Source organism: Candidatus Eisenbacteria bacterium, assembly GCA_020847735.1.
GTDB lineage: Bacteria > Eisenbacteria > RBG-16-71-46 > RBG-16-71-46 > RBG-16-71-46 > CAIXRL01.
Window position 1 is genome coordinate 116441 of record JADLBL010000012.1, and the last position, 25655, is coordinate 142095.

The following is a 25655-nucleotide window of genomic DNA, read 5'->3' on the forward strand; positions in this document are numbered from 1 at the left end:
TCGCGCCCGATCTCCGTGCGGGGCGAGGCCGCGTCGCCCGGGTCGTCGCGCGATCGGCCGACGCCGCTCAGCCGAGCCGTCGGACGACGATCAACGTCACGTCGTCGTTGGCGCCCTTCTCGCCCGCCCACTCGGTCACCGCCGCGACGATGCGGTCGAGGATCTCGGCGGCTGGCGCGTCCGAGTGACGGCGCACCAGATCCTCGAGCCGGAGCTCGCCCCAGAGCTCGCCGTGCTCGTTCTCGGCCTCGCTCACGCCGTCGGTGTACAGCACCAGCACGTCGCCGGGCTGAACGACGATGGGCCGCTCCTCGTACAGGGCGTCCGGCAGCACCCCCAGCGCGACGCCGCCCTCGACGAGCTTCTCGCAACCGCCGTCACGGTGAATGAGCAGCGGCGGATTGTGGCCCGCGTTGCTGAAGATGAACACCCCCGTCTTCCAGTCGAGCACGCCGTAGAACGCGGTCACGAACTTGTTGCGCTCCGTGCTCTCGTGCAGCAGCAGGCTGGCCTTGCGCATCACCGCGCGAATCGCGAACTCGTTGCGGATCTCGGCGAGCAGGCTCATGCGGAAGCCGGCCATGATGAGCGCCGCCGGAATGCCCTTGCCGGAGACGTCGGCGATCGCCAGCCCGAGGCGCGACTGGCTGACCGGGATGAAGTCGTAGTAGTCGCCGCCCACCTCGTCGTGCGAGATCGAGGTGCCGGCGAGATCGAATCCCGGCACGTCGGGCGCCGCCGACGGCAGGAACGAGCGCTGGATGTCGCGCGCGATCGCCAGCTCGCGCTCCAGGCGACGTCGCTCCAGCAGGTCGCGCCCGATGCGCGCGCGCTGCAGCGCGACCGCCGCCTGCGAGGCGAACGCCGAGAGCAGCTCCAGATGCCCTTCGTGATAGGCGTCGCCGATGTCGCTCTCGAGGTTGAAGACGCCGATCAGCTGACCCTCGACCACCATCGGCGCCGCGAGCTCGCTGCGCGTTTCTGGCCTGGCGGTCACGTAGCGCGGATCGCTGCGCACGTCCGGCACGATCACCGCCTCGCCCGTCTTGGCCACCCAACCGACGATGCCCTGCCCGATCTGCAGGCCGAAAGCTTCCTCGGAGCCTTCCGGGTAGCCCGATTCGCTCACCACCTCCAGGGACCGCGTCTTGCGGTCCACGAGGTAGACGGCGGCCGCGTCGTAGTCCACGACCTGCCGCAGCGACTGCATGATCGCCTCGATGACCTCCTCGAGGTCGAACGGCGCCGCGAGGGCGCGCGTGATGTCGAGCAGCACGCCCTTCTCCAGCGCGCGGCGTTCGATCTGCTGGTAGAGCAGCGCGTAGTCGAGCGCGAACGAGACGCTTTCCGCCGCGACCTCGAGGCGGTCGAAATCCGCGTCGGTGAAGTCGCCGGCACGCTTGTCCAGGCACTCGATCGCGCCGAAGGCTTCGCCGCGACGCAGCAGCGGGACGACGAGCGCCGAGCGGAACGGCGCGCGCGGGCCGCGCAGCCCCTCGGGAGGGGCCTCCCCCTCGGCGAGACGGAGCGGCCGGCCGCGCTCGATCACCCAGCCGGCGAGGCCTTCGCCCGCGCCCTGGCGCCGCTCCTGCGGGGCGCCGGCGCCGTCGGGGAAGTCGCGCGCGACCAGCCGCCGCCCGCCGCGGCGCGCGACCCAGATGCGCGCCTGTTCGCAGTCCACGAGCTTGCCGCACAGCAGCGTGGCCGCACGGAGCAGATCGAGCAGGTGATGCGGGCCGCTGATTCCCTCCGGGCCGATGAGGGACTGCGCCGAGATGCGCGGCAGTGCCGCGTCGGCCGGCCCGGACAGGGACGTCGAGGTGGGTTCGCTCACGCACGCACGCTAGCAGGGAGGCCGGCGCGGGCCAAGCCTGGCGCGGCGGCGCGACGGGCCCGTTTCGCGCGCTCAATCCGCGTGCCCGCCGGGCCGATACCCCCGGGGCGAACGGCCGGCGACCCCAACCTTCACCGTGGACCCAGGGATGGCGAACGACCACAAGCGTCTCGGCGAGATGCTGACCGAGGCGGGACTCGTCGACGAGCAGCAGCTCGCGCGGGCGATCGAGGAGCACAAGCGCACCGGCGTGATGCTCGGCGCCGCGCTGCTGTCGCTCGGGTTCGTTCGCGAACCCGACCTGGTCGCGCTGCTCCAGAAGCAGCTCCGTCTCCCGGTCGTGGACCTCGAGGAGACCGTCCCCGACGAGCACGCGCTGGCGAAGATCGCCGAGGAGCTCGCACGCAAGTACGTCGCCATCCCCGTCGAGGTCGGCAAGAAGGCGCTGACCGTGGCGATGGCCGACCCGCTCAACGTCGCCGCGCTCGAGGACCTGCGCTTCCATGCCGGCATGTTCATCCAGCCGGTGCTCGCGGGCGCCTCGCAGATCCTCGACGCGATCGAGCGCTACTACCACCTCGACAACTCCATGAACGAGGTGATCCGGAGCATCATCCAGCGCGACGACGACATCGTGGTCAACGCCGTGCAGGAGGACGACGAGCGCGAGGCCGTGGACTCGCTGCTCAAGGAGGCCGAGGGCCGCCCGATCGTCCGGCTCACGAACTGGCTTCTGCACCGCGCCGTCGAGGAGCGCGCCAGCGACATCCACATCGAGCCGCAGGCGAACGAGCTCGTCGTCCGTCTGCGGGTGGACGGCCTGCTTCGCGAGGAGCAGCGCCTACCGAAATGGACACAGAGCGCGATCGTCTCGCGCCTCAAGGTGATCGCGAATCTCGACATCGCCGAAAAGCGCCAGCCGCAGGACGGCCGCCTGGTCGTCGAGATCGGCGACCGCCGCGTGGACATGCGCGTCTCGACGCTGCCGCTCACGAACGGCGAGAAGGTCGTGATGCGCGTCGTGGACCAGGGCGGCGGGCGCGTTTCGCTCGACTCCATCGGACTGGACGAGCGCGAGCTCGGCCGGCTCAAGGGCTTCCTGGAGCGGCCGCAGGGCATCGTGCTGGTCACCGGCCCGACCGGCTCCGGCAAGTCCACGCTGTTGTACGCCGCGCTGCGCCACGTCCAGGACGTGACGCGCAACATCACCACCGTCGAGGACCCGGTCGAGTTCCAGTTGCCGGGGATCAACCAGGTGCAGGTGGACGAGAAGGCCAAGAAGACGTTCGCCGCGGCGCTGCGCTCGATCCTCCGCCAGGATCCCGACGTCATCATGATCGGCGAGATCCGCGATCACGAGACCGCGCAGATCGCGTTCCGCGCGTCGGTCACCGGCCACCTCGTGCTCAGCACCGTGCACACGAACGACGCCGCCGGCGCGGTCACGCGGCTGGTGGACCTCGGGCTCGAGTCGTTCATGGTCGCCTCCTCGCTGCTCGGCGTGGTCAGCATCCGCCTGGTGCGCACCATCTGCCCCCGCTGCACGACGGCCTACGAGGTCGAGGCTTCGGAGCTCAACCGCGTCGCCGGCAACCTTGCGGCGGCGACCGGCAAGATCCAGCTCCATCGCGGCGCCGGCTGCCCGCACTGCCGCGAGACCGGCTACTCCGGCCGCACCGGCATCGTCGAGATCCTCGAGGTGGACGACAGCGTCCGCTCGCTCATCATGCGCGGCGCGCCCGACGCCGACATCCGCAAGGGCGCGATCGAGGCGGGCATGCGACCGATCGGCGAGGACGGCCTCGGCAAGATCCTCTCGGGCCGCACGACGCTCGAAGAGGTCTCGCGTGTCGTCTACCTGCCCGAGCAGGGCGTGCGCGTCTGCCCTCACTGCACCGGCGTCGTTTCGAAGGACTACGAGTACTGCCCGTCCTGCGGAACGTTCGTGGGCGAACACTGCGAGCGCTGCCACAAGCGGCTCGACGGCGAGTGGCGCTTCTGCCCGTCGTGCGGACTCGAGAACCGCGCACGCACCGGAGCCCACCGGCCGAGCGATTCGCGCTTCACGCACCTGCCGCCGGGACTGCGCAAGGCCGGGTAGCCGGCGATCCGCGCGGCGACGGCGCGCGAGCGAGGCGCACGCGCGCGTTGAATCCACCTCCGCCGAGTGCCTAGACTGCGGGCGCCCTCACGCCACTCCCGGAGGCTCCGCGTGTTCCGTCGCCCTCGCGTCGCGATCTCGTCCGCTTCACGCGTGCCGCATGTCCGGCGCGACGCCCGCCACGCGGCGCACACGCGCCGCGCCGGGAGTCTCCTCGCGCCGGCGTGGAGCGCGGGGCCTCACGAGACAGGCCGCTTCGCGAAGGCGGCAGCGTGAGGTACCGCGCGCTCGCCGCCGTCGCCCTCGCGGTCGTCGCGTCGCTCGCGGTCTGGCGCGGCGAGCTGTTCACGGTCCAGAAGCCGGGCGCGAAGGCGCTGCCGCTGTCGCTCGGAGCAGGCCCGCGGCCGGCGGCGGACTTCGACGCGTGGCTCGCGGCCGTGCCCGCGGGCAGCGAACACCTCGCGCCGGGGGAGGGCGTCCTGCTCGTCCACTACTGGGCGCCGTGGGAACGCCGCGGCGCGGAGCAGGCGCGCGGGCTGGATTCCCTGCGCCGCGCGCTGCCGCCGGGGAGCGTGCGCGTCCTGGTGGTCTGCTTCGACCCCTACCCTTCCGTCGCCCGCTACGTCGCCCGCCTGCGCCTGCGCCTGCCCGTCCTGCTCGATCCCCGCCACGAGCTCGAGCGGCAACTTCCCTGCCCGAGCATTCCGTTCACCTACGTCGTGGACCGCGGCGGCCGGATCGCGGTCGCGCAGGCCGGCGAGGTGGACTGGCTGTCGCCCGCGACCCGCGGCGTGATCGAGACGCTGGTCGCGGCGCCCGCGCTTCCTCACGAGCCCGGGCCGACCCCCGCGCCGCGCTCGGACTCCTGAAGCGCACCGCACGCGAACGCCCCGGCCGCGCGCGGCCGGGGCGTCGCACTTCAGATGGCGGGAGCGGTCAGGCGCGAGCGGCGTCCTGGGAGCGTCGCTCCAGCGCGCCGCGCAGCAGCGCCCAGCCGCCGAACAGCGCCGCGGTGTAGAGCACGTCGGACGCGAACGTGTTGCGCAGGAACGGCAGCGCGGCGACGTAGCATTCGACCAGGCCCGCTCCGGTGCGCGGATAGTAGCCGCTCGCCCACATGCCGAAATTCGACAGCGCGAAGAACGCCAGCGAGCTCGTGAGCGTCGCTCCGGCGAAGCGCGGCAGCGAGCGCGCCCGGCCGAGGATCGCCGAGCCGAGGAACAGGCAGGCGGCCAGCCCGGCGTAGTTCCAGAACATGCTGACCGGGTGGTAGAAGCCGATGATCGCGTCGCTCAGCAGCACGGCCGCGAACGGCACCAGCCAGGCGGCCCGGCGGTCGAGCGTGGCGCCGGCGAACAGCCCGATGGCGGCGACCGGTGCGAAGTTCGGCGGGTGCGGCAGCAGGCGTGACGCGGCCGCCAGCAGGATCAGGACGTAGACCATCGGCAAACCTCCCCGGGTTCGGCGCGGCCGGAAGAAAGTGGTGGAGCTGAACGGGATCGAACCGTCGACCTCTTGACTGCCAGTCAAGCGCTCTCCCAGCTGAGCTACAGCCCCACCTGGAGTTTCGGGCCGCAATCTATTACCCCAGCGGCCCTTCACGCGTCAACTTCGGACCGTGTCGGAACCGCTCAGGGCAGCGCGATGTCGCCCTTCATCGCCCGCTGCGCGCCAACGCCTCCGGGCATCAGCGCTTTCAGCTCCTCCCTCCAGCGCACCGCCTCGGCGTCCTCGCGGACGGCCGTCGGGTCGAGCTCGAAGTAGCGCTCGAGCGAGCCCAGCGCTTCGGGGTAGTAGCCGAACTGCCTCTGCACCAGGCTCCAGTTGCGCCAGGCGCCCGCGTACCCGGGCGCGAACGCCACCGCTGCGCGCGCCTCGAGGACGGCGCCCGCGCGGCGTTCCTCGTGCGGGGCGTAGAGCCGGCTGAGCACGATGTGCGGCACGGGATCGTAGGGCGCGAGCGCGGCGGCCACCTGCGCGAAGCGCAGGGCGTTGACCGAATCGCCCGCCTCGAAGGCGCGCCTCGCCCCTTCCCCGGCGCGTCCGGCGTCGCGGCCGAGAGCGAACCGCAGTGCCAGCAGGTCCGCGCGCGCGCCCGCGGTGTCGCCCGTGGCCGTGCGCGCGATGGCGAGCGCGAAGCGCGAAAGCGGCGGAGCCTGCGCGGAGGCGAGGTCCTGCTCGAACGCGTCCACCGCCGCCTCCGGGTGCCCGCCCAGCAGGTAGCCGATGCCCAGGTTGAACCACAGTGCGTCCTCCTGGGTGCGGTCCACGAGCCGGCGCTCGCGCGCGTCCCATGTAAAGGTGTACACGGCGCCGCGGCCGAGCACCTCGCGCCGGAACGCCGAACCGTAGTAGGAGCGCAGCGTCGTGTCGCGATAGACGCCGCGCACGAGCGGCCCGTCGCCGACCTGCACCGCCGCGAACGCCGGCACGCCGAAGAAGAAGAACCGGCTGCCGGAGGGAACCGTGGCGTGCGCCGCGCGCAGGTCCGAGACGCACTGCGCCGTCACGGCCATGCCGCGCTCGAGGTAGAAACGGCTGACGTGCGACTGGCCGCTCCAGGACGAGGGCGCGGTCGCGAACTCGTCGAGCGCGCGCGCCTGCTGCGCGGCGAAGCCCGCCAGCAGCACGACCGCGGCGGCGACGCCCGCCGGCGCGCGCCTCGTCGCCAGTGCCGCGGCCAGCGCGACCCCCGCCATCGCGAACAGGAAGTAGTACGAGCTCCAGAGCGGCGCCACCAGCGCCACCGGCAGCGCTCCGGCGACGATCCAGACGGCCACCGTCTTCCACGGCGACACGCCGGGTCCGTCCGCGGCGTTCGACGTCCCCGCGCCGGAGGCCGCGGTTCCGCGCGCCTGCGCGCCGCGCGCCGGCGCGCCGCCCACCGGCGCGGGCCCGCCTGCGCGGTTCGTCCCGGCGCGCGGGACGAGCGCCGCGCCGAGCCCCGCCAGGACGAGCGCCGCGAGCGTCGCCCCTCCGGGCAGCGCTGGCGGAATCCACGGCGCGCCGCCGGCGCGCCACTCGAGTCCGAGCGCGACGCGCACGACGCCGGCCAGCGCCGCGACCGGACCCCATGGCGAGAGCGCCAGCGCCGAGCCGGGATCGTGGCGCCGCGACAGAACCGCGAGCGCGAGCGCCGCCCACGCGAGCGTCGCCGCGATCAGCGGCCAGCACCGGCCGAGCGCCGTCGCGGCGCGTTCGCCGGGACAGCGCGCCAGCAGCAGGGCGGGCGCCAGCGCCACCGCGGCCGATTCCTTGGCGAGCGGCGCGGCGAACAGCAGCAGCGCCGCGGTCACGATGCGGCCGCGCGCCGCCGCGAGCAGGCCGCCGAGCGCGAGCGCCAGCGCGAGCAGATCCTGCGCGCCCGAGGCCCACATCACCGGCACGTCCGCCGCGTAGGTCAGCGCGAAGATCCCGGCGGAGACCGCCGCCACGCGCGCGCCCCCGAGCCGGCGCGCAAGAGCCCACAGCAGCGCGATCGAAACCAGCCAGAGCAGCAGGTTCGCGACGTGAAAGACGAGCGGCGACTCGCCGCCCGCGCGGCCGACGAACCAGAACCACGACACCCGGCCGAGCGGACGGAAGTAGTTGCCGATCGGGTCGGGCGACGTGAGCGCCGCCGGCAGCGACTTCAGCCGCGCCTGATCGAGGAACAGCCAGTCGTCGGCGAAGAACGGCTTCGTGAGCGCGGGCCACTGCAGCAGCGTCGCCGCCAGCAGCGCCAGCCCCAGCGGCGCCCATGTCGCACCCCCGCCGGTTCCGCGGGCGCGAGCGGCGACCGCCGCGGGCCGGCGGCGCGCGCGCATCAGCGGATCAGGTTGCGCAGCAGCGAACCCGCCAGGCTCGCCGTCGTCCGCCGCCGCGTCGTGCGCCGCCGCGGCGGAGCGCCGAGCAGCGCGCCGAGCGCGCCGCGGGCCACTTCGCGCGTCGCGGTGCGCGCGACGTCGCGCACCAGACGCGAGCCGAACAGCGCGCCCGCGAGCGCCGCCGCGCCGCCGATCACCTCGGCGGCCTTCTCGCCCGCGCCACCGCCCTGCGCCGGCGCGGAGTCCGGCGCCGAAGCCGCCGCCGTGTCCGCGCCCGCCATGCGCGCGGCCAGCATCTCGCGTGCGCTCTCGCGGTCCACCGGCGCCGAATACTCCTTCACCTGCGCCGAGGCCGTGAGCGAGGCCTTCATCTCGTCGGGCGTCAGCGGCCCCATGCGCGCCGCCGGCGGGATCATGCGCACCGCGAAGGGCGGCGTCGGAGCGCCGTTCGGCGTCAGCACGGTGACGAACGCCTCGCCGGTTCCGAGCGTCGTCAGCGTCTCTTCGACGTCGTAGTGCGCCGTCTTGGGAAACGTGCGTGCCGCCGCCTTGAGCGCCTTGTCGTCGTCCGGCGTGAAGGCGCGCAGCGCGTGCTGGACGCGGTTGCCGAGCTGGCCGAGCACCTCGCCCGGCACGTCCTTGGGGCTCTGCGTGACGAACCACACGCCGATGCCCTTGGAGCGGATGAGCCGCACGACCTGCTGCACCTGGTCGAGGAACCCCTTGCTCGCGTCGTCGAACAGCAGATGCGCCTCGTCGAAGAAGAACACGAGCTTGGGCTTCTCGACGTCGCCCACCTCGGGCAGATCGCCGTAGAGTCGCGCCAGCATCCACATCATGAAGGTCGAGAACAGCGCCGGACGGTCCTGCAGGTCGGACAGTTCGAGGACGCTGATGACCCCGCGGCCATCGGGTTCGAGCTGCAGCAGGTCGTCGAGTTCGAACTCCGGCTCGCCGAAGAACCGCGCCGCGCCCTGCTGCTCGAGCTCGACCAGCTCGCGCAGCAGCACGCCGACCGTGGCCTTGCTCATGCCGCCGTAGGACTCGAGCTCGGCGGCGCCGTCGCCGGTCAGGTACTGGAGCACCGCGCGCAGGTCGGACAGATCGAGGAGCGGCAGGTGCCGGTCGTCGGCGAACTTGAAGACCATCGAGAGCACGCTGGACTGCGTGTCGTTGAGTCCGAGCACGCGCGCGAGCAGCAGCGGACCGAACGACGAAACCGTCGCGCGCAGTTGCGCGCCGCCGACTCCGGTCAGGCTCAGGAACTCGACCGGAAAGCCGGCCGCCTTCCACGCCCAGCCGGTTTCCGCCGCGCGCTTCGCCACCCGCTCGCCACCGGGGCCGGGCTGCTCGATGCCCGAGACGTCGCCCTTCATGTCGGCGAGGAACACCGGCACGCCCGCGGCCGAGAACTGCTCGGCGAGCAGTTGCAGCGTGCGCGTCTTGCCCGTTCCGGTCGCGCCCGCGACCAGGCCGTGACGATTGGCCATCGCCAGCGGCAGCGTGGCGAGGGGTTCGGGGTGGCACTCGCCGCCGTGCAGGATGGCGCCGAGCGCGACCGTGCCGGCGCCCGACGGAAAGGCGGCGCGCGCGTCTTCGATGACCTTCGGGTCCATGCGGTGATCCTCCGTGGGCGGAATCGCCATGCTAGAGGATATCCCGCGAATCGGCACCCGGGGCGACGGCGAGCCCGTGCGGCTTCACGCGCGGCTGACGCCGCGCTTCGCGGACGATGTAGGGTGGGCGCCGCATGAAGGCCGACACCCGACCCGTCTTCCACGATCCGACCGGCCGCCGGCGCCGCTGGACGCTGCGCGTCGCGGTCGCCCTCGGTGCGGTCTTCCTCGCGATCGCCGGCGTGTTCCTGCTCAGCCTGGTCGCCATCCCGGTGCTGCCGCGCACCCTCGGGCTGTCGGAACCGATGCGCCGCGCGCTTCGCCCCCACCTGGCGGCTCCCCGGCCGGCGACGGATCCGCAGCGCTTCCTGCTCGCGAACGCCCGCCGCCGCCTGCTCGAGGAAGCGGCCCGCGAGGCACGCGAGGCGCGCCGCACGCGCTCGGGTGCCAGGCGCACGGCCGCCGCGCCACCGACGATCGTCGCCGCCTTCTACGCCACCTGGCAGGAGACCGGGCTGCACTCGCTGCGCGCGAACGCCCCGCATCTCACCCACCTGTTTCCACTGTGGCTGCGGATCGGCGCCGACGCGAGGAGCCTCGATACGCGCGATTGGAACCTGGCGTGGACGCCGCACAACCGCGACGTGCTGCGGATCGCGAACGAGCACCGCATCCAGGTGATGCCGGTGCTGAGCAACGCCCACGAGGGCGTCTTCGACACGCGACTGGCGCACGAGATCCTCACGCGGCCGGCGAACCAGCAGGCGCTCGCCGTCGAGCTGCGCGACTGGCTGGTCCAGCACCGCTTCGCCGGCGTCAACCTGGACCTCGAGAACCTCTCCGAATCCGACACGCGGCTGGTGCCGGCGTTCCTGCATCGTCTCGCCCGGGTGCTGCGGCCCGCCGGGCTCGCGATCAGCGCCGACCTCGAGGCCGAGGGCAACGTGCCCGACGCCGGTGCGGTCGCGCGCGAAGTGGACTTCGTCGTCCTCATGGCCTACGACCAGCACTTCATGGCCGGCGAGGCCGGACCGCTGTGCGCTGTGGACTGGTTCCGCGACGTGCTCGACCGCACGCTCGCGAAGGTTCCGGCCGACAAGCTCGTCGTCGGCATCGGCAATTACGCCTACGACTGGACGGAGGGCAGGCCACCGGCCGAGAGCCTCACCTACCAGGAGGCGCTGTTTCTCGCCGCCGATTACCGCCCCGAGGATCGCCCCGCCGACGTCGTGGACTTCGACTCGCTGGCCCTGAATCCGACCTTCGAGTACGACGACGAGCAGGGCCGCGAGCACGAGGTCTGGCTGCTCGACGCCGTCACGGCCGCCAACCAGCGGCGGATCGCCGCCGAGCGCGGCGCCGGCAACGCCGCCGTCTGGGTGCTCGGCTCCGAGGATCCCGCGCTCTGGACCTTCCTCGACCGCTCGCATCCCGGCGCGGAGCCGGATTCGGCCGCGCTGGCGCGCACCAGCTTTCCGTACGACGTCGAGTTCCAGGGCGACGGCGAGCTGCTCACCGTCGCGGCCGCGCCGCAGGAAGGCGTCCGCGAGCTGGCCCGAGATCCGGCCTCGGGCCTCTATACGGACGAGTCCTACCGCCGGTACCCCACCTCGTACCTGATCCAGCGCGGCGGCTTCCGCCCCATGACGCTCGCGCTGACCTTCGACGACGGCCCCAGCGGCCGCTGGACTCCCGCCATCCTCGACGCGCTGGGGGAACTCGGCGTGCCGGCGACGTTCTTCGTCATCGGCGAGAACGCCGAGCGCCACCCCGACCTGATCCGTCGCGAGTGGGACGAAGGGCACGAGATCGGCAACCACACCTACACGCATCCCAACATCGCCGCCGTCTCGAAACGCCGCGTGCACTTCGAGCTGAACGCCACCCAGCGGGCGCTGCAGTCGGACATCGGGCACTCGACGCTGATGTTCCGGCCGCCCTACAACGCCGACGCCGAGCCGACGAGCGCCGAGGAGGTGCAGCCGATGCTCGACGCGGCCGCGCTCGGATACTTCACCGTCGGCGAGTACATTGACGCGCAGGACTGGCGGCTGCGCGATTCCGACGGCCGCCTGCGTACGCCCGAAGCGATCGCCGACGAGATCATCGGACAGGTGCACGCGGGACACGGCAACGTCGTGCTGCTCCACGACGGCGGCGGCGACCGCTCGGCGACGCTCGCCGCGCTGCGCCTGATCGTGCCGCGGCTGAAGGCCGAGGGATACCGCTTCGTCAGCGTCTCGGAGCTCAAGGGCTTCTCGCGCGACCAGGCCATGCCGCCGGTCAGCGTGCGCGACCGCGCCCTGATCGGCGGCGACCGCGTCGCCTTCGACCTCCTCTACTGGGTCGGCACGTTTCTGTCGTGGGCGTTCCTCGCCGGCATCGTGCTCGGTGCGGCGCGCGTGGTCGTCATGACGGTGCTCGCGCTGCTCGCCCGCCGCGCCGAGCGGCGGCGTCGCCGGGTGGACGCGCCGCTCCCCACGGTCAGCGTTCTCATCGCCGCCTACGACGAGCGGCCGGTGATCGCCCGCACGATCGAGGCGGTGCTCGCCGGCTCGCTCGCGCCGCTCGAAGTCGTGGTCGTGGACGACGGTTCCCGCGACGGAACCGCCGACGAAGTCGAGCGGATCTTTGGCGCCGATCCGCGCGTGCGGCTGCTGCGCCAGGCCAACGCCGGCAAGGCCGCGGCGCTCAACCGGGCGATCGAAGCCTCGCACGGCGAGGTGCTGGTGTGCCTGGACGCCGACACACTGTTCGCGCGCGACACGCTCGACCGTCTCGCCGCGCACTTCGCCGACCCGCACGTCGGGGCGGTGGCCGGCAACGTCAAGGTCGGCAACCGCGTCAACGTCTGGACGCGCTGGCAGGCGCTCGAATACATCACGAGCCAGAACCTGGACCGCCGCGCCTACGCACTGCTCGACGCCGTCACCGTCGTGCCCGGAGCCGTCGGCGCCTGGCGCCGCTCCGCGGTGGCGTCCGTCGGGGGCTTCCGCAGCGACACGCTGGCCGAGGACATGGATCTCACCTGGCGGCTGCACCGCGGCGGCTGGCGGATCGAGAACGATCCCGGAGCGGCGGGCTTCACCGAGGCGCCCGACTCGCTGCAGGCGCTGTACCGTCAGCGCTTCCGCTGGAGCTTCGGCACGCTGCAGTGCCTGTGGAAGCACCGCGGCGCGTTCGGACGCCACGGCGGCTTCGGCCGCTTCGCCCTGCCGTCGCTGTGGCTCTTCCAGATCGGCTTCCAGACCCTGTCGCCGATCATCGACCTGCAGGTGCTGGTGACGCTCGTGTCGGTCGCGCAGGGATACTTCACGCGCGCGCTGCTCACGCAGGACTGGCAGCCCCTGCCGCAGGCGGTCGAGTCGCTCTCGACGGTCGGCTTCCTCTACCTGTTCTTCTTCCTGCTCGAGCTGCTCGGAGCCGTCGTCGCCGTGTGGATGGAGCGCGAAAGGAAGCGCCTGCTGTGGTGGCTGTTCTGGCAGCGTTTCGTCTACCGGCAGGTCATGTACGCCGTCGTCTGGCGGGCGCTTCGCACCGCCCTGACCGGCCACCTCGCCGGCTGGGACAAGCTCGAGCGTCGCAACACCGCGACGCTCGAGCCGTCGTAGGAACCCGCTACTTCTGCATCACCAGCGCGACCTTCGACTCGTCGCTTCGCGCCCGCGCGATCAGCCGCACGTGGTCCACCTTGCGGCCGTCGGCGAAGTCGAGAAGCGAGTAGAAACCCGGGCCGCGCGTCTTGTCGGAGAAGTCCACGACGCGCGTGTCGCCGTTGTCGAACACCACGTCCGCGAAGTCGAACTGCATGCGGCCCGACTGGATCTCCAGGAAAAGCTTCGTGCCGCGCTGGTTCGAGTCGAACACCGTCTCGGTCCAGTCCTCTTCCTTGAAAAGCGACTCGCTGTCCTGCCAGACCAGCGCGTCGGGCGCGGGTCGCGCGACCACGACGGGCGACCAGACGACGAGCGGCAGGAAGACCGCCGGCGCGACGCGCACGACCACGCCGGGCCGGTGCACGAAGACGCGCGGCAGCCGGCGGTGGATCGGATGACCCGGGCGCACGACGATGACGGTCCGGGTGCGCGGACCGCGGCGCACGACCCGCCCGCGGGCGGCGTCGGCGGCATCGGGCGCGACCAGCGACAATCCGAGCAGCGCCGCGAGGGAAATCGACAGGAGCTTGTTCATCGGGCTCTCCTTTGCGAATGGGGAACACGGCCTTCGGCTGTCCATCGCCTCATGCAGCCACCGTGCCGCCGCCAATGTCCTGCTTTTCGGGGCATCGGCGCCAGTCCGCGATCCCGTGTTGTCCCGGGGGGTACAGGTGGCGGCCCGCCTTGCACGCGTGCACACGCGCCGTCGCGGGCCACCCGCAAGTCCCGTGAGGACTGTCCGCCGACGACGCCCGCGGAACGCCCGCGCGCTTCCGGCTCGCGCACGGCATGAAGTCCGGGGCCTTTGCCCGCCGCTGCGAAACGCTTTAGCTTCGCCGCCGCGCTCCATCGGGTGCCGGAGTGGCGGAACTGGCAGACGCGCCGGACTCAAAATCCGGAGTTGCGCAAGCAGCGTGCGGGTTCGACCCCCGCCTCCGGCACCAATCGCCCGCGAAACCGCGCCAGGGGCCTCGGGATCCCCGCTGGTCGCGCGGGTTGGCGGCAGCCGGAGCCCGGGTGCTAGCGTGCCCGGGTTCCTTCCCCGCCTTTCCATCACTCATCCGGAGACCGCTCGATGAAGCCACGTTCGTGCTTCTGGCTGGCCGCGCTGCTCGGCCTCGCGTTGTTCGCCCCCGCGGCGCCCGCCAGGGAGCGCTCGGAAGTCGAGGCGAAGTACAAGTGGAACCTCGCCGACCTCTACCCGAGCGACGACGCCTGGCAGAAGGCCAAGACCGACCTCATCTCGCGTCTGCCGGTGCTCGAGTCGCACCGCGGGCACCTCGGGGCTTCGGCCGAGAGCCTCTACCGGGCGCTCTCGGACCAGATGGACTTCTCGCGCGACTACTCGCGGCTCGCCACCTACGCGAGCCAGCTTTCCGACCAGGACACGCGCGTCGCCAAGCCGCGCGAGATGAACGACGAAGCGGAGCAGCTCGGCGTCCGCTTCGGTGCGGCCGTCTCGTGGGTGGACCCCGAACTGCTGGCGATCGGCGCCGAGCGGATCAACGGCTTCATCAAGGCGGATGCGCGTCTGGCGGTCTTCCGCACCTACCTCGACAACGTCCTGCGCTTCGCGCCGCACACGCTCGATGCCTCCGGCGAGAAGATCATCGCCGAGGCGGGTCGCATGTACGGCGCGGGCGGCTCGGTGCGCAGCGTGTTCGACAACGCCGAACTTCCCTGGCCGACGGTCACGCTGCCGGGAGGAAAGCGCGTGCGCCTCGACAACGCGGCCTACACCGAATGGCGCGCGTCGCCGTCGCGCGCGGTGCGCGACACGGTGTTCCGCGCCTTCTTCCGCGCCCACCGGGAGTTCCAGGGCACCTATGGCGCCGCGCTCTCTGCGGCGGTGCAGGCGCACGTGTTCGAGAAGGACGTGCGCCACTTCGACAGCTGCGTCGAGGCCGCGCTGTTCCCCAACAACATCCCGACGCGCGTCTACACGCAGCTCATTGACGACGTCCACCAGAACCTGCCGACGCTGCATCGCTACCTGAAACTCCGGCAGCGCATGATGGGCCTGAAGCAGCTTCGCTACGAGGACCTGTACGCGCCGCTCGTCCAGTCGGTGGACCTGCACTACACGCCGGAGCAGGCCATGGACATCGTGCTCAAGGCGGTCCAGCCGCTCGGGCAGTCCTACGTGGACACCCTCCGCTGGGGCTTCACCCACGGCTGGGTGGACTGGTTCCCGACGACCGGCAAGCGCTCGGGCGCCTACAGCACGGGTGCGTACGGCGTGCACCCGTACCAGCTCCAGAACTTCACCGGGCTGTACGACGAGGTCAGCACGCTCGCGCACGAGTCCGGGCACTCCATGCAAACGTTCCTCTCGGACCGCGCCCAGCCGTACGTGACGCACGACTACGCGACGTTCGTGGCCGAGGTGGCGAGCACGCTGAACGAGAACCTGCTGCTCCATTACATGCTCGGGCGCACGCAGGACAAGGCGACGCGCCTGTTCCTGCTCGGCAATTACCTCGAGGGCCTGCGCGGCACGCTCTTCCGCCAGACGATGTTCGCGGAGTTCGAACTGGCGATTCACGAGAAGGCCGAGAAGGGCGAGGCGCTGAGCGGCGAGGCGATGACGAAGCTGTACCTCGACCTGGTGCGGCGCTACTACGGCCACGATCAGGGCGTCTGCAAGGTGGACGACCTGTACGGCGTCGAGTGGTCGTACATCCCGCACTTCTTCTACAACTTCTACGTCTACCAGTACGCGACCAGCATCGTGGCGTCCTCGTCCATCGCCGCGCAGATGCGCGCCGACGGCGAGGGCACCGCGGCCCGCGATCGCTACCTGAACCTGCTCCGTTCGGGCTCCTCCAAGTACCCGATCGACCTGCTCAAGGACGCGGGCGTGGACATGACGACGTCGGCTCCCTTCGCGGCGGCGATGAAGGAAATGAACTCGGTCATGGACGAGATCGACAAGCTGCTGGCCGCGAAGTAGCGGCGTTCCACCTCCCGGCGGCGGCGGTTCCGGACAGGCCCGGACCGCCGCCGTTCGGCTTTGCGCAGGTTTTGCACGGGACGGCCCGCGACCGGCGCGCGCTTTCCGGGAGATTTCCCGCCGCGGATGGTGTAGGAAAGGCACGTCCGTCCGCGCCGCCGCCCGCTCTGGGGCGCCGGCATGGTCGCCTCCCCACGGCTCGACCGCGCGGCCCGATGAGGGCCGCGGACCAGATGACCGGCCCACCCGAAGGAGTATCCATCCATGCGCAATCCCATGGTCCCGCTGCTCGCCGTCGCGTTCCTGCTCGTCGGCGGGCTCAGCGCGTGGCTCCTGGTCCAGAACCACCACGCCAAGCTCGCGTACCAGGACCTGAGCGCCGCCGAGGAGACCTCGCGCCAGAGCTACAACCGCACGCTCGACGCGATCGCCGAGATCCAGGACAGCCTCGACGTCATCACCCCGCGCGACTCCGCGTTCCAGGTCGTGCCCGGCAGCCTGGCCGCCGAGCAGGAAATGGCGGGCCCCGACGGCCGCCGCGCGCTCGAGCGCATCGCGACGCTGCGGGCCAGCATCGAGCGCAGCCGCGAGCGCATCCAGCAGCTCGAGTCGAGCCTCAAGTCCGAGGGCCAGCGCGTGGGCGGCCTGCGGCGCATGGTCGCGAACCTCAACCGCACGCTCGACGACCGGCAGAAGACGCTCGAGGAGATGTCGGCCCGGGTCGAGTCGCTGCAGGGCCAGGTCGGCTCGCTGCAGACCGAGGTCCAGCAGAACCAGGAGACGATTGTCGCCCGGGACGCCTCGCTCGAGGAACGCCGCAGGGAGCTGGCCACCGTGTACTGCGCCGTCGGTTCGAAGCAGGCGCTCAAGCAGCAGGGCGCGATCGTCGCCTCCGGCGGCCTGCTGGGCATGGGCAAGACCCTGCTGCCGAGCGGACAGGCGGGCGTGGGCACGCCGCTCGACACCGATGTGGACACGGTCGTCAGGACCGACGCCGCCAAGGCTCGCGTCCTTTCGGCGCAGCCGCCCTCGAGCTACGAACTGCGGCTCGTGGACGGACGCATGGAGCTGCACATCCTGAACGCCAGCGAGTTCCGCAAGGTCCGCCAGCTCGTCATCGTGACGGCCTGAGCCGGGCGTCCGCGGACGCCGAACGCGCGAGCGCCGGGTGGCTCCCACCCGGCGCTCGCGCCGCGTCGGCGACCGCCGCGACCGCGCGCGCGAGGCTCGCGGCCCGGCCGGCACGCCGTCCGCCGCCGCGGGACCCATGTTCCGTTGCGTGAAGTTGGCGCCGGCCCCACGATGGCGGCGTCCTTGCTCGATCCACCCAGGGGCCTGCCCTTGACGACTCTGCCGGGCCGTGTCGGCCCGTACGAAATCCTCGGACCGCTCGGCGCCGGCGGCATGGGCGAGGTGTTCCGCGCCCGGGATTCGCGCCTCGAGCGGACGGTCGCGCTCAAGGTCCTGCCCGCGGAGTTCGCCGGCGACGCGGACCGGCTCGATCGCTTCCGCCGCGAAGCGCTGGCGCTCGCGTCACTCAACCATCCCAACATCGCGACGATCCACGGCATCGAGCCGCTCGCGGGCGGTGCGATCGCGCTGGTGCTCGAGTTCGTGGACGGCGAAACCCTCGCCGCCCGCCTCGGGCGTGGGGCGCTGCCCGTCGCGCAGGCGCTCTCGGCCGGCGCGGCGATCGCCGACGCGCTCGACGCCGCCCACGAGAAGGGCATCGTTCACTGCGACCTCAAGCCGCTCAACGTCATGTTCGGCGAACACGACCGGCTCAAGGTCCTGGACTTCGGGCTCGCGCGCCGGAAGGTGGACGAGACCGTCGAGGGGGTCTTCGGCTCTCCCGGATACCTGAGCCCCGAGCAGGCGCTCGGCGCGGCGCAGGACTCGCGCTCCGACGTGTTCGCCTTCGGCTGCGTGCTGTTCGAATGCCTGTGCGGCGCGCGGGCGTTTCCCGGGGACGATCTCGGCCGGGCGGGCGCCGCGGCGATGTTCACGGAGCCCGACTGGTCCCTGCTGCCCGCGGAGCTGCCGCGAGGGACGGCCGAGTTTCTCGCGAGCTGTCTCGCCAAGGATCCGGACGGGCGGCCGCGCGACGGGGCCGCGCTGCGCGAGGCGCTGGCGCAGCTCGGACGCGCGGGCGCGCCCGCGGCGGCGGCGCCGGCTGCGCCCGTGCGACTGCCGGTCCAGCGCACCAGCTTCGTGGGGCGCGCGAAGGAGATCGAGCGGCTCGCCGGGTCGCTGCAGCACGCGCGGCTGCTGACGCTCACCGGCGTCGGCGGCTGCGGCAAGACACGCCTGGCGATCCGCGTCGCCGAGTCCGTGAGCGCCCGCTTCGACGGCGGCACCTGCTTCGTGGACCTGGCGCCGCTCGCCGACGGAACGCGCGTCGGCGAGGCGGTGGCGCGGGCGCTCGAGCTGACGGCCGAACCGGGGCGAGACGCGCTGGCGACCGTCGCCGACGCCCTCGGCGACAGCCGCGCGCTTCTGGTGGTGGACAACGCCGAGCATGTGCTGGCCGAGGCCGCGGCCGCCGCGGACCATCTCCTCGGCGCGTGCCCGGCGCTCGCGCTGCTGGTCACCAGCCGCGAGCCGCTCGCCCTCGCCGGCGAGCAGGTCGTGCACGTCGAGCCACTCGCTCCACCCGCCGCGCGGGCGGGCGCGACCGCCGAGGAGGTCGCGGAAAGCGACGCGGTCGCCCTGTTCGTCGAGCGCGCGCGCCAGGCCCATCCCGGCTTCACGCTCTCCGACGTGAACGCCGCGATCGTCGGCGAAATCTGCCGCCGGCTGGACGGCATTCCGCTGGCGCTCGAACTCGCGGCCGCGCGTGCGAGGATGCTCAGCCTCGAACAGATCCGCTCGCGGCTGGATGACCGCTTCCGGCTGCTGACCGGTGGCCAGCGCGGCGCGGTGCCGCGGCAGCAGACGCTGCTGGCGGCGCTACAGTGGAGTCACGACCACCTGCACGAGGACGAGCGCGAGCTGCTGCGAGGGCTGTCGGTGTTCGCCGGCGGCTGGACGCTGGATCAGGCGGTCGCGGTCTGCGCGCCCGGCGGCGACGAGTTCGAGCTGCTCGACCGACTCACGCGCCTCGCGGACAAGTCGCTGGTCGTCGTCGTGACGGACACCGACCCGACGCGCTACCGGTTCCTCGAATCGGTGCGGCAGTTCGCGTTCGACCGGCTCGCCGAAACCGGCGAGGGCGGGGCGCTGCAGGCGCGGCATTTCGCCGCCTTCCTCGAAGTCGCCCGGTCCTTCGCCGCCCACGGCCCCGGACGCGCGGACGAGCAGGTGTGGCTGAAGCGCCTCGACGGCGACCACGAGAACCTGCTGGCGGCCCTCGCCTGGGCGAGGCGGACCGGCGAGGAGGCCGACGCGGCGCTCGAACTCGCCACGGACCTGTGGCGCTACTGGTCGTCGCGCGGGCTCTACGCGCTCGCGCGCCGCACGATCGAGGAAGCGCTCGCGCGGGCCGGCGGGGCGTGCCCCGGGTCCGTGCTCGCGCACGCGCACGTCCGCGCGGGTGGCTTCGCGCTCTACCTGGGAGACCACGAGGGGGCGCGGCCCCACCTGCTCGAAGCCGACCGCCTGTACCGCGAACTGGACGACCCGAAGGGCCGCGCCCGCTCGATGAGCGCGCTCGCGACGGTCGCGGTCTACCGGGCCGACCCGCAGGAGGCCTACGACCGCTACGCCGAGAGCCTCGAGCTCTACTCGCAGCTCGGCGAGAAACGGGGCATGGCGATGGCGCGCCAGGGGCTCGCCTACGCGGCGACGCGGCTCGGCCGACTCGAGGAAGCGGCGCAGCAGCTCGAGCAGGCGCTCGCCCTGGCGCGGGAGATCGGCGACCAGCGGCTCACCAGTCACGCGCTGGTCGAACTGGCGGACACGTGGGCCCGCTCCGGAGGGGTCGAGCAGGCGGCCATGCTGGCGGCCGCGGCGCTCGGGATGGCGCGCGAGCTGGAGCTGCGCTTCGAGGCGATCGTCGCCATCGAGATCACCGCCCGGCTGCTGGCGGGCGCCGGCGATGCCCGGCGGGCGGCGCGGCTGAGCGCCGCGGCGGATGGCGCGCGGGCGGCGTTCGGGCTTCCGCTGCTGCCCGAGGAACGGTTGCAGCGCGAGCGCGCGGACGCTTCGATCGCGGAGCAGCTTGGGGAAGCCGCGCGGGCCGAGGCCAGGGCCGCCGGAGCCGGCCTGGAACTGCCGGCCGCCGTCACGGAAGCGCTCGAGGCACTTGCCCGTTTCGAGGCAGGTGCGGCGGGATAGCGCCGGCTGGAACGGCAATTTCCCTTGTTGGCACACGGGTGGCTCCTCTAGGCTTTATCCCGGTCGAACCCCCCAGCGCTCAATGGACGCAGCCCCCGGCTGGCGACCGCATGTCACGCACGCGGAGGAAGGGATTCCGCGTGCGGCCTGGTTTGTTGGCTTCGTGTGACCCGCTCTCGACTTGCGGCTCTCGCTCCCCGGAGGTGTTCATGCGCCGTATGCGTCCACTGTTGGCCCTGATGGCCGCGCTCGCACTGGCGACGCCGGCCATCGCGGACACGTTGCTGTTCGACTACGTGGGCTTCGATTACGAGAGTCCCGACCCGAATCCCGCTTCGTTCGGCGAAGCCGGCAGCGGCTACGTCGGGATCGGGACCGTGCCCGGCCTGTTCGCGCCGCTCGTCGCGGACACGTCGTCGAACCAGTACACGTACGTCCTCAGCGGCCTCACCCCGATCAGCAGCTCGACGGTCGGCTCCTACATCATCGTGGATTACGGCCCCGGCACGCTGTCCATCTACGAGGACTCCAAGACGACCGGCAGCGCGGCCGACTACGGGACCGCTCCGCCGAACGCGACGGCCCCCTCGAGCTTCACCGACGGGACGCTCTTCCTGACCGGAACGCTGACCGGGTTCCAGTTCGTGTTCAACAGCGCCACCAACACCGGCAGCTACAACGCCAGCTACACGGTCACGGGCGGCTCGCAGCTCGGAAACTTCCCGCTCTACCAGCGTGACGGTTGGACGTTCGCCGGCTCGAGCGGCAATGCCCTGTCCATCCCGGATGGCTACCTGCACCAGGTGGACGGCCAGAACTTCCTCGGACCGGTGCCGACCCGTGCCAGCAGCTGGGGCGGCATCAAGGCCCGCTACCGCTAGGAGACGACAACATGCGCATCCCCAGCACATCCCGGTCGCTTCCGCGGTTCTTCGGCATGCTCGCTGTTTCGGGGCTGCTGCTCGTGCCCCCGGCCTTCGCCGGCGGCCCGCCCATTGATTGGGACCCCGCCTACGGCTGGCAGGCCGGCGCGACGCCGACCAACCTCCCGATGGGCGGCGAGTTCAAGATGGTCGGCATCGTCAGCGCGTTCGACGCGCCCTTCGGCGACCTCAATGCCGCCGACCCGTCGCGCGAGTACACGTTCGTCATGCGCGGCCTGATCTCGAACGGGACCGTGGCGATCGGTCCGCCGTCCACCACGATCTACGAGACCCACTTCACCGGCGGCACGTTCGAACTCTACGAGGACCTCACGCCCGAGTCGGCGTTCGCGCCGTTTCCGCCCGACACGGCGAACTTCATGGACGGGACGCTGCTGCTCTCGGGCAGCTTCACCGATTTCTTCGTCCAGTCGAACAACTTCACCGCGTTCGAGACGGGCAACATCGAGGGCTCGCTCAACTGGACCGGCGGGACGCTGCTGCCGCGCATGACCCAGTACGGCTGCACGGGCCTGATGACCGGCGGCATGACCTGGCGCTCGACCGTCGTCATTCCCGGCTACCTCTACCGGCACGACGGCAAGATGGACACGCAGTGCCCGACGCCGGCCACGGGCGCGACCTGGGGCCGGATCAAGTCGCTCTACCGCTAGCTTCGGACTGCCGCTCGTGGTCGCGGGCCCCGCTCCTCCCGGAGCGGGGCCCGCGCGCGTTCACGCTCCCTCAGATGCCGTACTCGGGGGCGGGCACGTCCTTGAGCCAGCGGTCGAACCAGCGGCGGATGTGCTGCTGGTTCTGCACGCGCCGCGAAGGCGCGCCGCTGCGCGAGAGCTCGTGGTTCTCGCCCGGGAAGCGCACCATGACGACCGGCTTTCGCTGCTGCTTGAGGCCCCGGAACATGACCTCGCCCTGGGCGATCGGCGTGCGCCAGTCCTCCTCGCTGTGGATCACCATCAGCGGCGTCTCGACCCGCGCGAGGTCCGTCGCGGGCGAGCGCTGAGCGTACTCGAGCGGGTCCTCGAAGGGCGCGCGCCGGAACCAGAACGGCCGCAGCAGCGCGAAGTCGCTCGAGTAGTACATCGAAGCCCAGTCGCTGACGCAACGCTGCGTCACGGCCGCCCGGAAGCGGTTCGTGCGCGCGACGATCCAGTTGGTGAGCAGACCGCCGCCGCTTCCGCCCGTGACGCCCAGCCGCGACTCGTCCACGTAGCCGCGCGCCAGCACGTGGTCCACGGCCGCCATCAGGTCGTGGAAGTCGTCGCCGGGGTACGCGTACTGAATGCAATCCGCGAACGCCTGTCCGTAGGTCGTGCTGCCGCGCGGGTTCATGTAGACGACGACGTATCCCGCGGCCGCCAGCACGCGGAACTCGTGGAAGAACGCGTTGCCGTACGCCGCGTGCGGTCCGCCGTGAATCTCGAGCACGAGCGGATACTTCTTCGCCGGATCGAAGCCCGGCGGCTTCACGATCCATCCCTGCACGCGGCGGCCGTCGAAGGACTCGCACCAGAACTCCTCGACCTCGCCGAGGTTCGCCCCGGCCATGAGTTCCTCGTTCGGCCGGTGGAGCACCGTCCGCCGGCGCGTGCTCACATCCACCACGACGAGGTCGCCGGGCGTCCGGTGCCCGCCGACGGTCAGCGCCAGTCGCGAGCCGTCCGCGCTCGCGGAGCCGCACACCACGTCGTCCTCCGGCCCGGTCAGGTCGTCGAGGCGGCCACTGGCGAGATCGAACCGCGCGGCGCGCGTGACGCCGTGCAGGCCGTAACCGAACAGCAGGCCGCCGTCGCTCGTGAACGCGAGCGGCAGCGCGCCGCCGCCGCGCGGCGGGTGCTGATCGCTCGAGGTCGTCTCGCCGACGGCGAGATCCCTTCCGTGGGTGAGCACCTCCGCCGAGCGCAGGGGCCACGCGCCCTGCAGCAGCAGCAGGTCGTTCTGGTCGTACGAGCGCGGCGGCTCGGGGCGGATCCCGCCGATCGCGGCGATACGCCCTTCCGGCCCCTGCGCGAAGGGCGCGAGCGGGCCGGCGATGTCGGCGACGAGGACGGACTCCGCCCCGTCGCTCGGAGCGGCGAGGTCGGGCGAGATCGCGCGCAGGTCGTTGTGCTCGAGCGGAACGCCGAACCAGGGTTCCTCGCGCCGGTCCGTCAGGTAGAGGATCCAGCGGCCGTCGTGCGACCATTCCGGCGCCGACTCCTTGAACCGGACGCCGCAGGTGAGCTGGCGGGGCTCGCCGCCGGAGAGCGCCAAGACCCACAGGTGATCGAGGTGCTCCCAGTCCGTGAAGCCCTCGTCGTTGAGTCGGAACTCCGGCCGGGTGACGACACGGGCCGGAGCATGCTTCGGCTTCGGGCGCCCGGGCTGATCCACTTCCGGGTTGTGTCCGGAGAGAAAGACGAGGCGCGAACCGTCGGGCGACCATGCCGGCGAGTGAGCGCCGCCCCCGAGCGAGGTCAGCGCGCGCGGCTCCCCCCCGGCCAGCGGCAGCACGTGCACCTGCGGCGGGCCCTCGCCTTCCGGCTTGCGCGTGAACGCGAGTTGCGTCCCGTCCGGCGACCAGCGGGGCTGGCTGTCGCGCCCCGCGAAGGTGAGCTGGCGCGGCCGCGAGGGGCCCTCATCGGCCGGCACGTCGCACAGCCACAGGTTCGTCCGGTACTCGTCCTCGCCCTCGTCCACGCTGACCAGCGTGTAGGCGACGCGGCTGCCATCGGGAGAGATGCGCGGATCGGCGATCCAGCGAAAGCGCAGCAGGTCCTGCTCGCGCATGGGCGGCGGTCTCCGGTGCTGGGTGGACGAAGCTCGGCGCCGCAGGCTAGCGGCGCGGTTGACGCGGGGTCAACGTGGGCCGCCCGCCTCGCGCAGCAGCGCCTCGAGATCGAGCGGATCGGTCACCATCGCCAGCGTGCCGTCGGCCTCGCGCGGCCATTCCTCGCGCGGCCGATCGCGATAGATCTCGATGCCGTTGCCGTCCGGGTCGGCGAAGTAGATGGCCTCGCTGACGCCATGATCCGCGGCGCCCTGCAGTCGCACACCGGCCTCGAGCACGCGCGCGAGCGCGGCGGCGAGCGAGGCACGATCCGGGTAGAGGAAGGCCGCGTGGAACAGCCCGGTGGCGTTCCGCGCCGGCGCCGGCCCGCCGCGGCTGGTCCAGGTGTTGAGCCCGACGTGGTGGTGGTAGCCCCCCGCCGAGAGGAATGCGGCCGAGTCTCCGAAGCGCTGGGTCAGCTCGAACCCGAGCACGCGCGAGTAAAACTCGATCGAGCGCTCGAGGTCGGACACCTTGAGGTGGACATGCCCGACGCGGGCGCCGTCGGGAATCCGGTAGGTCGGTTCCATGTCTGGACTCCTCCTCAGGGACGAAGCGGGTCGAGGCTCGAGGGCGGGTCCACGCGGCGCTTTCGCCGCGCGGGCGCGCGTGCGAGACTCCCCTCCCGGTCCGGGAAGGAGGAGACGCCATGGGACCCACGATTCCGTTCGACCGTGCCGCCGTTCCGCGCGAGCTGCGGCCGTTTCTCGACGAGCAGGGCCGCGTCGTCCGCTGGCCCGCGCGACAGAAGACCCAGCGACTCGTCGTCCGGCTGCTCGCCGGTCGTTTCGAACCGGGCCGCGACTACCTCGAGAAGGACGTGAACTTCGTGCTCATGGACGCGCACGACTTCGGGGACTGGGCGATGCTGCGCCGCATGCTCGTGGACTGGGGCTACCTCGCGCGGGAGGGCGGAGGCGCACGCTACTGGCTGAAGCCCGAGAGCGAGTGGCCGGCCTCCTGAGGCGCGGCGCCCGACGCGGGCGACCGCGGGACGCAAAGACGCGGCGCGGAGCGCGCTGCCACGCGCTCCGCGCCGTGAACGGCGGTGGTTCTCAGGCGCTCTTCTTGACGTTGCTCGCCTGCAGGCCTTTCGGGCCCTTCACGACGTCGAACTCCACACGCTCGCCTTCGGCGAGCGTCTTGAAGCCTTCACCCGTGATGGCGGAGAAGTGAACGAAGACGTCGTCGCCGCCTTCCTGGGAGATGAAGCCGAAGCCCTTCGCATCGTTGAACCACTTCACGGTACCAGTCGCCACTGCGAACTCCTTGTGCCCGGGGGTCTCCCCCCGCCAAAACGTGCGATCCGGGTGATCGCCCGGAACGCGAAGGCGCGGCCGAGAGCCGGAGCCCCGAAAAGCAATGGGCAGCCGCGGTCGAGGGAACTCCGCAGCTGCCACACACTCGCTGGAGCGAGACATCAGCCCGGCTTCGACGGACGGCAGTGTGCGCGAGGCCGGGGCTCCGGCGCAAGTCGGATGTGCGCGGCCTCCCCGGGCGCGGCCGGCGCGCGGCCTGCTCCCCCTCGCCCGACCTATTCATGAACCGTGAGCCGAGAGTGACGGATGCCCGTGAAGCGCAAGGAGCAGGGCTGGCCAGCGACGCAGTCGTGTCGGTGACACGTCGAGGAAGCTGGCCAGCCCTGCGACGCAGCGATTCGCGGG

The 25655-nt window shown here is 71.9% G+C and carries 17 protein-coding genes and 2 tRNA genes; 10 read left to right on the forward strand and 9 right to left on the reverse strand.

Annotated features, from left to right (window positions below):
- Positions 1-67 precede the first annotated feature (67 nt).
- Positions 68-1834, reverse strand: coding sequence for a SpoIIE family protein phosphatase (locus tag IT347_05655; GenBank protein ID MCC6349061.1), 1767 nt, complete (start codon positions 1832-1834; stop codon positions 68-70).
- Positions 1835-1982: 148 nt separating this feature from the next.
- Here IT347_05655 and tadA point away from each other — a divergent pair, with 148 nt between their 5' ends.
- Both tadA and IT347_05665 read left to right on the forward strand, forming a co-directional pair.
- A complete protein-coding gene (gene tadA, locus IT347_05660; protein MCC6349062.1) occupies positions 1983-3935 on the forward strand; it encodes a Flp pilus assembly complex ATPase component TadA in 1953 nt (650 codons plus the stop codon).
- Between the two features lie 272 nt (positions 3936-4207).
- Positions 4208-4804 carry a redoxin domain-containing protein gene (locus IT347_05665; GenBank protein ID MCC6349063.1) on the forward strand — a complete coding sequence of 199 codons (597 nt, stop codon included), beginning with the start codon at positions 4208-4210 and terminating at the stop codon, positions 4802-4804.
- A gap of 67 nt (positions 4805-4871) precedes the next feature.
- Here IT347_05665 and IT347_05670 read toward each other — a convergent pair whose 3' ends face one another.
- From IT347_05670 to IT347_05685, 4 genes are all read right to left on the reverse strand, one after another.
- The gene (locus IT347_05670) at positions 4872-5378 is read right to left on the reverse strand and encodes a hypothetical protein (protein MCC6349064.1); all 507 of its coding nucleotides are present in this window, start codon (positions 5376-5378) and stop codon (positions 4872-4874) included.
- A gap of 38 nt (positions 5379-5416) precedes the next feature.
- A tRNA-Ala gene (locus IT347_05675) sits at positions 5417-5492 on the reverse strand.
- Positions 5493-5566: 74 nt separating this feature from the next.
- Positions 5567-7741: a hypothetical protein gene (locus tag IT347_05680; protein MCC6349065.1), complete on the reverse strand. Its 2175-nt coding sequence runs from the start codon at positions 7739-7741 to the stop codon at positions 5567-5569.
- A complete protein-coding gene (locus IT347_05685; protein ID MCC6349066.1) occupies positions 7741-9357 on the reverse strand; it encodes a DUF853 family protein in 1617 nt (538 codons plus the stop codon). Before IT347_05685 ends, IT347_05680 begins: the two co-directional genes overlap by 1 nt.
- Before the next feature lie 134 nt (positions 9358-9491).
- On the opposite strand from IT347_05685, the gene IT347_05690 reads away from it, so the two are divergent.
- Positions 9492-12968: a glycosyltransferase gene (locus IT347_05690; protein MCC6349067.1), complete on the forward strand. Its 3477-nt coding sequence runs from the start codon at positions 9492-9494 to the stop codon at positions 12966-12968.
- Positions 12969-12975: 7 nt separating this feature from the next.
- Here IT347_05690 and IT347_05695 read toward each other — a convergent pair whose 3' ends face one another.
- Positions 12976-13548 carry a hypothetical protein gene (locus tag IT347_05695; protein ID MCC6349068.1) on the reverse strand — a complete coding sequence of 191 codons (573 nt, stop codon included), beginning with the start codon at positions 13546-13548 and terminating at the stop codon, positions 12976-12978.
- Positions 13549-13868: 320 nt separating this feature from the next.
- Between IT347_05695 and IT347_05700 the strand changes: the two genes are divergently transcribed.
- From IT347_05700 to IT347_05725, 6 genes are all read left to right on the forward strand, one after another.
- Positions 13869-13957, forward strand: a tRNA-Leu gene (locus IT347_05700).
- A gap of 131 nt (positions 13958-14088) precedes the next feature.
- Positions 14089-15966: an oligoendopeptidase F gene (gene pepF, locus IT347_05705; GenBank protein ID MCC6349069.1), complete on the forward strand. Its 1878-nt coding sequence runs from the start codon at positions 14089-14091 to the stop codon at positions 15964-15966.
- Positions 15967-16230: 264 nt separating this feature from the next.
- On the forward strand, positions 16231-17097 hold the full coding sequence (locus tag IT347_05710) for a hypothetical protein (GenBank protein ID MCC6349070.1): 867 nt from the start codon (positions 16231-16233) through the stop codon (positions 17095-17097).
- Positions 17098-17307: 210 nt separating this feature from the next.
- The gene (locus tag IT347_05715) at positions 17308-20241 is read left to right on the forward strand and encodes a protein kinase (protein ID MCC6349071.1); all 2934 of its coding nucleotides are present in this window, start codon (positions 17308-17310) and stop codon (positions 20239-20241) included.
- Positions 20242-20459: 218 nt separating this feature from the next.
- Positions 20460-21122: a hypothetical protein gene (locus IT347_05720; GenBank protein ID MCC6349072.1), complete on the forward strand. Its 663-nt coding sequence runs from the start codon at positions 20460-20462 to the stop codon at positions 21120-21122.
- Positions 21123-21133: 11 nt separating this feature from the next.
- Positions 21134-21838, forward strand: coding sequence for a hypothetical protein (locus IT347_05725; protein MCC6349073.1), 705 nt, complete (start codon positions 21134-21136; stop codon positions 21836-21838).
- 70 nt (positions 21839-21908) lie between these two features.
- Here the strand turns inward: IT347_05725 and IT347_05730 are convergent, their stop codons facing one another.
- Both IT347_05730 and IT347_05735 read right to left on the reverse strand, forming a co-directional pair.
- Complete coding sequence (locus IT347_05730; GenBank protein MCC6349074.1) at positions 21909-23951, reverse strand: S9 family peptidase; 2043 nt, start codon at positions 23949-23951, stop codon at positions 21909-21911.
- A gap of 69 nt (positions 23952-24020) precedes the next feature.
- Complete coding sequence (locus IT347_05735) at positions 24021-24521, reverse strand: VOC family protein (protein ID MCC6349075.1); 501 nt, start codon at positions 24519-24521, stop codon at positions 24021-24023.
- Between the two features lie 119 nt (positions 24522-24640).
- Here IT347_05735 and IT347_05740 point away from each other — a divergent pair, with 119 nt between their 5' ends.
- On the forward strand, positions 24641-24955 hold the full coding sequence (locus tag IT347_05740; GenBank protein ID MCC6349076.1) for a DUF2087 domain-containing protein: 315 nt from the start codon (positions 24641-24643) through the stop codon (positions 24953-24955).
- Between the two features lie 91 nt (positions 24956-25046).
- On the opposite strand, the gene IT347_05745 is transcribed toward IT347_05740, so the two are convergent.
- Positions 25047-25250, reverse strand: coding sequence for a cold-shock protein (locus IT347_05745; GenBank protein ID MCC6349077.1), 204 nt, complete (start codon positions 25248-25250; stop codon positions 25047-25049).
- Positions 25251-25655 lie beyond the last annotated feature (405 nt).